The organism is Micromonospora sp. D75, from assembly GCF_018070405.1.
Classification (GTDB): Bacteria; Actinomycetota; Actinomycetes; order Mycobacteriales; family Micromonosporaceae; genus Micromonospora; species Micromonospora chalcea.
On sequence record NZ_JAGPXV010000183.1, the window covers coordinates 1 to 9,358 of the forward strand.

The window sequence follows — 9,358 nt, forward strand, 5'->3', positions numbered from 1 at the left end:
CGTCCTCACCACCGCCGCGCCCGCGCCGGCCGCACCCGGCGGGCCGTCCCGGGCCGCCGAGCTGATCGGCCGCCAGGCCCTCGCCGCGAACGACGGCTGGGCCGCCGCCGGCACCGGCACCACCGGCGGGTCGGCCGCCACGCCGGAGCGGGTGCACGTCGTGCGTACCCGGGCCGAACTGGTCGCCGCGCTCGGCGGCGACAACGCCACGAACGCCACCGACGCCACCTCCAAGATTGTGTACGTGGCCGGAACCGTCGACGGTTTCGAAGGCCCGGACGGCACGCCGCTGGACTGCGCCGACCTGGCCGACCCGGAGTACTCGCTGCCCGCCTACCTGGCCGCGTACGACCCGGCGACCTGGGGGCGGACGAACCCGAGCGGGCCGCTGGAGGCCGCCCGGGTGCGGTCGGTGGCCGCCCAGACCCGGCAGACCCAGATCAACGTCGGCTCCAACACCACGATCATCGGCCTGCGCGGCGCCCGGCTCACCGGCCTGACGCTGATGATCGACCGGGTCGACAACGTGATCGTGCGCAACATCGAATTCGTCGACGCCCGGGACTGCTTCCCCGCCTGGTCCCCCACCGACGGCGACACCGGCAACTGGAACTCCCAGTACGACCAGATCTCGGTGCGGCGCAGCGAGCACGTCTGGATCGACCACAACACGTTCACCGACGGCGACAACCCGGACAGCACGCAGCCCGTCTACTTCGGCCGGCCCTGGCAGGTGCACGACGGCTCGCTGGACGTCACGCACACCGCCAGCCTGGTCACCGTCTCCTGGAACCGGTTCACCGGCCGGGACAAGGTGATGCTGATCGGCTCGTCCAACACCGTCGGGCCGGACGTGGGCCGGCTCGCCGTCACCGTGCGGCACAACCTGTTCGACGGCACGCTGCAACGGCTGCCCCGGGTACGGTTCGGCCAGGTCGACGTGCACGAGAACCACTACCGGCTCGGCGGGCCCGGCTTCGAGTACGCCCTCGGCGTCGGCGTGCAGTCCGCGCTGTACGCGGAGAACAACTTCTTCACGCTCACCGGCGACGCCGGCCCCGCAGACCTGCTGTACGACTGGGGCGGCACCGCGCTCACCGAGCGCGGCAGCTGGGTGCGCCAGGGCGACCGCCTGCCCCGGCCGGTGAGCCTGCTCGCCGCGTACAACGCCGTCCACGACCCGGACCTCGGCGGCGACGCCGGATGGACGCCGACGCTGCGCGCCGCCCGGCCAATGCCGGCCCCGCTGGTCCCGCTCGTCGTCGACGCCTTCGCCGGCGCCGGGCGGCTGCCGCTCTGACCTGCGCCTGAGCCCGCACGCGTACCGCCTCGACGCCGCCGGCGTGACCGTCCGCTCATCCCGCGCCGGCGTCCCCTCCGGGGGGCGCCGGCCCGCCGCCGTTGCCGCCCTGCCGGGCCGCCGGCTGACACGCCGCCCCCGATGCGCAATGATCACGTTTGACGGACAGCGCCGCCGGGGGAATGAATCGGCGGTCACCGGGGACAACAGGGTGAGAATCGGGCGGTGACAGCGCGAGTGGGCGCCCAGGTCCGGGGACGGGCACGGGACGGAGGGCCGGACGTGACGGGTGGGACATCCGCGGACGTCGGCCCGGTCCTCACCATCGAGCTGCCGGCCGACCCGGGCCGGCTCGCCGCCACCCGGGAGCGGCTACGCGGCTGGCTGCACGCCCGGGGCGTCAGCGAGTGGGACGTCGAAACCGTCCTGATCGCCACCGGCGAGGCGTGCGCCAACGCCATCGAGCACGGGTACCGCTTCGCACCGGAGGGGATCACCACGCTGCGGGCCGAGCTGCGCGGCGACCGGCTGGAGATCGAGGTACGCGACCAGGGCGGCTGGCGGCCAGCCGACGGCGACGAGAGCGGCGACCGGGGACGCGGGCGGCTGATCATGGCGCGGGTGATGGACGAGGCCACCATCGTCGGCACGCCGGAGGGCACCTACGTACGCCTGGTCAAGCGCCTCACCCCCGGCGGCTGACGCAAACCCCCTCCTCCCAGCTCAGGCAGGGGTTAGCCTCGGCCCGGAGACCAAGTGAGCGTCGCTCGCCTCCGCCGTACGGGCGGCACGCGAGCCCGGGGGGTGCCGGCATGCGGGGTCCGTTGTGGCGCGGCTGGCTCTGGACGCCCCGTGTCTGGGCCGCGATGGCGTCCCGCCGGGCCACCACCTGGTACGGGGAGCGGTCGCAACGACAGCGCCGGAGAGCGGCGACCCGTCCCGCGGCTCCGGCCCGATGGTGGCACCGTCCCTGGTGGTGGCTGGTGCTGGCGGTCGGCGCGGCGGTGGTGGTGGGTGTCTGGGTGCTCACCCAGTTCGTACTGCCGTTGTGGAACGTGACGGTGGGGCACTGGCGCGTGGAGCAGCTCCCGCCGCTGGCCTGGGTCCAGGACCAGTTCTGCGACGGCGCCGCGAACCAGGGGCAGTGCAAGAAGATCAGCGGCTTCCTCGGCACGGTCCTCGCGGTCGCGATCGCCTTCGTCGGCTTCTACCTGCTCACCTTCGTCCGGGTCTATCGGCGGTACCAGCGGATCGCCAAGGAGCACGCCGAGGACCTGGTGGGCACCTCGAACGACACGCTCGCCGACATCGTCGGCCGCGACGAGCTGTGCGAAGTACTGATCGAACGGATCCGGGACCCGGACGTCCGGTGCCCGATGATCCTCGTCGGCGGCGTCGGCGCCGGCAAGACCGCGGTGATGTTGCGGCTGACCCACGAGCTGGCGCGGCGCGGCGTCGTACCTGTCGCCCTCTCGCTGCGCGAGGTGAAGGACGTCGACTCCCTCGACTTCGAGAAGGCGGCGCGCGAGCAGTTCACGCAGTACGTCGACCCGTACCTGTGGAACGGTGGACAGGCCGACCGGTTGTGGCGCCAACTGCGGTGGAGCAACAAGATCGCGGTGCTGGCCGACGGCTTGGAAGAACTCGGCGGGCAGTACGGGAAGGGCCAGGAGGGTCAGGAGGGCCAGCACGACAGTGTGCTCCGCCAGGCGTTCACCCGGGCCGCGCAGAACCGGCTTCCGTTGGTCACCGCCACCCGCCCCTACGACCCGCTGCGCAGCATGCCGGCGGTGGTGATCGGGCTCGAGCCGCTCAGCGAGACCCACGCGCTCACCTTCGGCCTGGACAGCGACGACCAGGCGCCGAGGCCGGCCCGGATGACCGTCGCGCATCTGATCAACGACGCCGACGTGACCGAGTCACCCGTCTATCTGAAGGTCATCCGGGACCTCAACCGGCTCGGGCGGCTGCCGGAGGGGCTCGGTAGCCACCGGGAGACCGGCGGATCGGTCCGTCCGGTGGACCGGGCAGACATCCGCCGCCGCCTGCTCGACGCATGGCTGCAGGCGCTCCAGGACGGATACATCTGCGAGGACTTCGCGCACGGCTCGGATGAGCGCCGGCACGCCCTGGCCGTGGTGTCCGCCTTCGCGTGCGCGGGCCTGCTGCGCAAGTCGCTGAACGTAACCTACGACCAGTTGACGGACGCCGGCGACGGCGGGAAGGACTTCAGAGAAGCGCTCGAAGCCGTCACGAACCACCTGGGAGACCAGGTCGAGGGCGGGCTCGACGTGCGAAGCCGCGCCGACCTCGTCACGGCCGTCACCACCGCCGGTGAGTTCTCCCTCGTCACCCTGCATCCCGACGGCATGCGCTTCCAGCACGGTGTCGTCCAGGCCTATCTCGGGGCACGGTTCCTGGCCGACACGCAGGTGCGGGACGCCCTGCTGCCGATCCTCGTCGCAGACGAACCCAGCCGGGAGGCGCTGATCGCGCTGGTCCTCCTGTCCCGGGGGGCGGGCCACGGCGAAGCCGACGCCGATCTGGTCGAACGGCTGCTGCACCACGCCGAGAAGGGGCGTAACCCCTGCTGGCGGCTGGAGATGTACGCGACCGCGTTCGAGATCGACGCCGGCACAAACTGTCCGCAGCAGGAGCGGATCGCCGCGAGGATCGAGGCGAGCTGGTCCCAGTTCCAGGAGGGCGACGTCGGCGACCGCCCGCTGGACGAGGCGAAACTCGGGCTCGTCCGCCGGTGGGGCGACGCCGCCCGGTACCTCGCCGAACGCCGTCGCCGGCACCAGGTGCCGCAGCCACCGCCCGGACTACCGTCGAGTTACGCCAGTCTCTTCCGTCTCGCCGCCGGGGAGGCCTCCTACCGGGTCCAGTTGGCCGCCGCCCGCGAGATCGGACTCGGTGGCGCGGACGCCGCGGACGCGCTGCGACCCGAGGGCGGCGTGCTCCCGCACCTGCCCGACCGGAATGCCTCCGCTTCGGCGCTCTGGCCCCAGCGGCTGCGGACGTGGAGCGCGCCGTTGCTGCTCCTCTCGGTCACCCGCGACACCGAGGGCAGCCCGGAGACCCGGCTGCGGACCGAGCGTCAACTCGATGCCTGGCTCGACGCACTGGCGGCGAAGCACGGCCCCGGCGACGACCGTGGACTCGGAGTCTCCTTGGAGATCGCGCTGGCGCAGGGTTTCCGCATCGCGGCGAACATCCGTCACCTGCCGATCGGCCGGCAGGAGGCCGATCGCAGCTTCCTGGTCGAGAAGGCCGAGTTCGCCCTGGCCCATTCCCGCTTCTGGTACAGCCACCTGGTGCTGATCCAGGCGCTGACCCTGCTGTCGCTGCCGATGAACCCGAGCGAGCCGCTGCCGAAACGGGGGGCCGGCGCCAATCCCATCGGCCTGGTGCAGCACTGGTTGCGTACGGCGGGAAGCGCGGTCACCGACCGCGAGCCGTGCCCGGCCCATCCTTTCCTGCTGGCCGCGGCGCGGCTCTGCATGTCGGCACTGGTCACCCGGCAGCCGGAACGGTTCTGCTGGATCGAGGAGGGCGAGACGGCCGGCCGGGTCGGGTCGTGCAGCCCGTCGCCCGAGGTACGGCGCAGCCAACGGCTGTGGATTCCCGACTCCACGGGTTGGAGCGTGCTCGAACCAACCGCCGAACGGCTGCTCGCCGACGTCATGCTGCTGCTGAACCTCGCCGACCGGGGCGGATCGGTGAAGCAGCGTGAGGAACGCCTGCACCGGGCCGACCGGTGTGATCTCCCGCCCTGCCTCACCGACGACCGGGAACCGCTGGAGCCCGAACGCAGCACCCGCCGGGGCGATGCCTGCGTACCCGGCGCCACCTGCCTGGACGACTGCGCCTTCCGGCTGTGCCCGTTGCCGCCCAAGGGTGAGCCGCTGCCGCACCGGATGGACCAGAACTTCTGCGCCCGGCAGGCCGACCTGACCTCCCTGTGGTACGCGATCTCCGCCCGCGCCTCCTGGCAGAACGTGCGGCGTGCACGGATGCGCCGGTTCTGGCGACAGATGTCCCGCCGCGACCTGCCGAGGTGGCGCCGCTGGTGAACTGCTCGGCCGCGGTGTCGGACCCCGGATCTAGCGAAGATCGGCTATAAGGGACGCATGGAGTTCCCCGCGTACCTCGCCACCATGCCGATGCACGCGATCACCGAGATCCACGGTGAGCCCGGCCTGCTGGCCCGGTTCCGGCTGGAGATCGAGGCGTTCGACGAGGCCGACCGCGACCGGCTGACCGAGGCGCTCGACCTGGCCGCCGACCTGCACCGCGACGACCGGCGGGTACGCGAGCCGTACCTCAACCACCTGCTGCGGGTGTCGATCCGGCTGATGCACCACTACCAGGTGCGGGACGTGGACGTGATCGTCGCGGGGCTGCTGCACGACGCGGTCGAGGACCACCCCGCCGAGCTGGCCGGGCTCGACCCTTCGGCCACCGGGCCCGACGTGACCTCGGCGGCGCTCGCCGCGCTGTCCGGCCGGTTCGGGGCGCGGGTCGCCCGGCTGGTCGCGGCGGTCACCAACCCCGAGTACGACCCGGGGCGGGACCGCGACGAGCAGTACCGGGAGCACGTGGCGGCCAGCCTGGAACGGGAGCCCTGGGCCCGGGTGATCAAGGTGTCCGACTTCACCGACAACGGTGTGGGCGTGATCCACACGGTCGGGCCGAAGGTGGCCCGCGCCGCCGCGAAGTACCGCCCGCTGGTGCCGGTCTTCCGCGACCTGGTCGCCCGCCCGGACACACCGTTGTCGCCACCGGTCAAGGAGCACATCCTCGCCCAGCTGGACCTGGCCGAGGAGCGCTTCAGCGCCATCCTCGACCGCCCCACCTGACCCCCACCCCGCCCCGTCGATCATGAAGTTGACCGCCGGGAGAGCGCTCCCCACCCCCGCCAACTTCATGATCACCACCCGCCCTCGCGGCGTTGATCAAGGAGTTTGGGTCGCCCCGGCGGCCTGATTCGGACACAAACTCCTTGATCACCGCCCCGGTCGGCAGGCCGGGTGAGGGTGACGGGTGCGGGTGGTGGGGTCAGCCGGTGGCGGGTGGGCCGGCGAGCCGTCCGCCGAGCACGGCGGCGACGCGGTCGCGCAGGGCGGGCAGCCGGTCCGGGTGGTCGGGCAGCACCACCCGCAGCGTCGCGTGGCCACCGGCGGCGACCGCGCCGAGCACGTCGGGCAGCGTGCCGCGCTGCGCGGGCGGCTCGTCGGCGAGCAGGTACGCCGCGTCGGACACGACCACTGTCAGCGGACCGGCGTCGAGGCGGTCGGCGAGCGCGTCGGCCAGGGCGTCCCAGTTACGGCCGTACCAGTCGGGCAGGTCCAGCGCACCGGCCAGCGCCTCGTGCAGCCCGGCCCGGGTGCGGCCGGCCACGCCGGAGACCGGCACACCGTCCGGCTCGGACGGCGCAAAGTCGTACCCGAGCCAGGCCGGCAACCGCGTACCCATGATCCGTCCTTTCCCGACGGCGCCGGCCGGGCGTCGGGAGCCCGGCCGGCGTCGAGGTTGCTCAGAGCCGGTAGAAGTTGGCGTAGTGGTCGGGTGAGAACCAGGTCGCCCCGGTGCTCTTGTTGACCACGATCCGGTACGCGTCCCGGGAGGCGTTGCAGGCGCGCGGGTAGACGTCGTACTCGTAGTAGGTGGCGCCGGAGGGCAGCTGTCCCTCGTAGTTGTAGAACCGGCCGCCGGCGAAGTTGCACTGGCCGCCGCTCCACGAGTACCAGCCGCGGCTGGTCGGGAAGCTCTTCGCGGACCAGCCGGACCGCGCGGTGCGCGCGTCGGCGCAGCGGGACTGGGTGCAGGAGCCGTAGACGGCGGCAGCGGCCGGTTCGGCGAGCCGGGTGGAGACCGTGGCGGGGGCGACGAGCGCGGCGGCGGCCACGGCGGCGACCAGGGCGGACGCGGCGAGGGCGCGGCGTACGCGGGTGACGGCGGCGCGGAACGGGGTCAAGGGATCCTCCTTGAACGGGACGACAGCGCATCGACCGGCGTTGATGACCGGTCGACGCTCAGTCTGTCCGGGATCCTGCCCCCGGTACAGCCCCGATCCGGCGACGGCGCCCCGAATCCCGCGTGGAGCTAGTGCGAGAACGCCTGGAACTCGGCGATCCGCACGTTCTGCGCCTGCGGGCTGGCGGTGGCGCAGTCGGTCGCCGCCCGCGGGTCGTCGTCCTGCTCACCGGCGTAGTCCGGCGCGCCGGTGCACTGGTTGGTCAGCACCTCGACGCGCAGGTGCGTGGCAGTGGTGCGCGGGATGTCGAACGATCGCATGATCAGCTCCGGCGCCCGGGGACGCGGCGCCACCGACGGGAAGGCGTCCGGCTTGCTGGTGTAGACCGGCCGGAAGTCCGCCGCGTCGGCGCACGTCACCGGCCCCTGCGCGGTGCACGCCAGGACCCGGAACTGCCGCAGCGCGGAGTACCGGCTCTGGGTGCCGGTGTCCGCGTCACCGGTGACGGGCGGGCGCAGCATCGCGCTGACCTGCACCCGGCGTACCTGCTGGACGCCGCCGGCCAGGTCGACGGTGACCTGCCGGCCGGCGACCGGCGCGCCGAGCGAGGCCCAGTTGGTGGCCTCGTCGTCGTCGACGATCTGCGGCAGGTTGATCCCGTCACCGGCCACTGTCGCGCCGGTGGTCGCCGAGGCCAGGTTGGGTCGCAGCTTCACCGGCAGCGTCCGGTTCTGGCCCGCCTTGATCGTCACCGGGCCGATCCGGGTGTGCCCGTAGCCGGGGGCCCGCACCACGAACTCGTACGTGCCGGGCACCAGGTCCACCCGGTCGGTCAGCGGGGTCGCCGCGTCGGTGTCCGCGACCGGCACGGCCCGCGCCTGGTAGCGCCCGACGAACAGCTGCGCACCGGCCACCGGCCCGCGCTCGCCCACCGGCAGGAGCCGCAGCGAGCCCTCCCGGGCGTACGGGGAGGTGAAGCCCGGCGTGGGGTCGGGGTCGGTGTGGCCGACGCTGACCGCGCCCTCCCCCAGGCCGCGCTTGGCGAACGCGTTCCAGAGCAGGTCCTGGTTGGCCCCGCCGAAACGGATCCGGTCGGCGGCGAGCATCGCGTCCCGGGCGTCGACCATGCTGACCTGGCTGACCGCCATCAGCAGGAACGAGTCGAAGACCAGCTGGATCCAGCGCCGGTTGCCGGGGCAGGCGGTCACGTCGCGAGCGCCGGTCGCGCACGCCTTCTGGATCGCCGGGGTGCCGCTGCCCCAGCGGCGCATCATGGCCGCGCGGATGTCGGTGTTGGTGGCGCTCCACACCTCGCCGGAGGCGTGCACCTGCAGGCCGACGAAGTCGTAGTCCAGCGAGCTGTAGTTCAGCGGGCTGTCGCTCATGTTGTAGTTGCGGATGCCCGCATTCGGGTCCTGCGTGGTGTACTCGCCGATGGTGAAACCGCGCCGGCCGGGCGCGGCGTACCCGTGCTCGAAGAGGTACTCCATCGCGAGCTGGTCGGACCAGCTCTCGCTCATGCCCTGCGGCGTGCTGACCCCGGCGCTCGGGCCGGCGATCATGCGGTTGGTGACCGCGTGACCGTACTCGTGGGCGATCACCGACATGTCGAAGTCGCCGTCGACGCAGGGCGCGTAGAACGAGCCGGCGGTGGGCTGCCACAGGTACATGTTGGTGGTCGGCGCGACGCCGTCCGGCGGGGTGATCTGGTTGGCGTTGTTGCGGGCCGGGAACGTCGGCGGGCCGCCGCTGACGCCACCGGCCTGGGCGTTGCCCTGCTCGGGGTCGTTACCGAGACCGCCGCGGCCGAGGTTGTCCTGCTGCATGTTCCAGGTCTCCTCGGTGAACCCGAGGTGGTACGTCCAGTCGTGCATCCGGTTGTGCATCGCGAACAGGTTGGCCCGGGCCGCGTCGATGTCGTTGGCGCGCGGCGAGGTGAACACCTCCGGGTTGCAGCGCTGCTCCCGCCACTGGTTCGTCCACGGGTACGCGTATTTGCGGTCCGGGCGGGGCGTGGCGGTCTCCGTGCCGACGCTGAACGCGTCGTTGCTGAACCAGTTCTGCACGGCTATCGCGTT

At 72.6% G+C, this 9,358-nt stretch carries 7 protein-coding genes; 4 read left to right on the top strand and 3 right to left on the bottom strand.

What is annotated here, in order from left to right; genetic code table 11:
• From KBX39_RS13670 to KBX39_RS13685, 4 genes are all read left to right on the top strand, one after another.
• The coding region (locus KBX39_RS13670; RefSeq protein WP_247660177.1) for a polysaccharide lyase family 1 protein at positions 1-1,300 on the top strand (1,300 nt) is incomplete at its 5' end.
• 282 nt (positions 1,301-1,582) lie between these two features.
• On the top strand, positions 1,583-2,002 hold the full coding sequence (locus tag KBX39_RS13675; RefSeq protein ID WP_210870861.1) for an ATP-binding protein: 420 nt from the start codon (positions 1,583-1,585) through the stop codon (positions 2,000-2,002).
• A 110-nt stretch (positions 2,003-2,112) separates the two neighbouring features.
• Positions 2,113-5,376: an ATP-binding protein gene (locus KBX39_RS13680; protein ID WP_187694249.1), complete on the top strand. Its 3,264-nt coding sequence runs from the start codon at positions 2,113-2,115 to the stop codon at positions 5,374-5,376.
• Positions 5,377-5,433: 57 nt separating this feature from the next.
• On the top strand, positions 5,434-6,162 hold the full coding sequence (locus tag KBX39_RS13685) for an HD domain-containing protein (protein ID WP_210870863.1): 729 nt from the start codon (positions 5,434-5,436) through the stop codon (positions 6,160-6,162).
• A gap of 199 nt (positions 6,163-6,361) precedes the next feature.
• On the opposite strand, the gene KBX39_RS13690 is transcribed toward KBX39_RS13685, so the two are convergent.
• From KBX39_RS13690 to KBX39_RS13700, 3 genes are all read right to left on the bottom strand, one after another.
• Positions 6,362-6,778: a barstar family protein gene (locus tag KBX39_RS13690; RefSeq protein WP_210870868.1), complete on the bottom strand. Its 417-nt coding sequence runs from the start codon at positions 6,776-6,778 to the stop codon at positions 6,362-6,364.
• Positions 6,779-6,839: 61 nt separating this feature from the next.
• The gene (locus KBX39_RS13695) at positions 6,840-7,280 is read right to left on the bottom strand and encodes a ribonuclease domain-containing protein (protein WP_030499301.1); all 441 of its coding nucleotides are present in this window, start codon (positions 7,278-7,280) and stop codon (positions 6,840-6,842) included.
• A 128-nt stretch (positions 7,281-7,408) separates the two neighbouring features.
• Positions 7,409-9,358, bottom strand: a 1,950-nt coding sequence (locus KBX39_RS13700; protein ID WP_210870870.1) for a M36 family metallopeptidase, incomplete at its 5' end; no start/stop codon positions are given.

Excerpts from the sequence above, each read along its gene's own strand:
- KBX39_RS13680 (WP_187694249.1), top strand. The coding sequence starts at position 2,113 with ATGCGGGGTCCGTTGTGGCGCGGCTGGCTCTGGACGCCCCGTGTCTGG.
- KBX39_RS13685 (WP_210870863.1), top strand. The coding sequence starts at position 5,434 with ATGGAGTTCCCCGCGTACCTCGCCACCATGCCGATGCACGCGATCACC.
- KBX39_RS13690 (WP_210870868.1), bottom strand. The coding sequence starts at position 6,778 with ATGGGTACGCGGTTGCCGGCCTGGCTCGGGTACGACTTTGCGCCGTCC.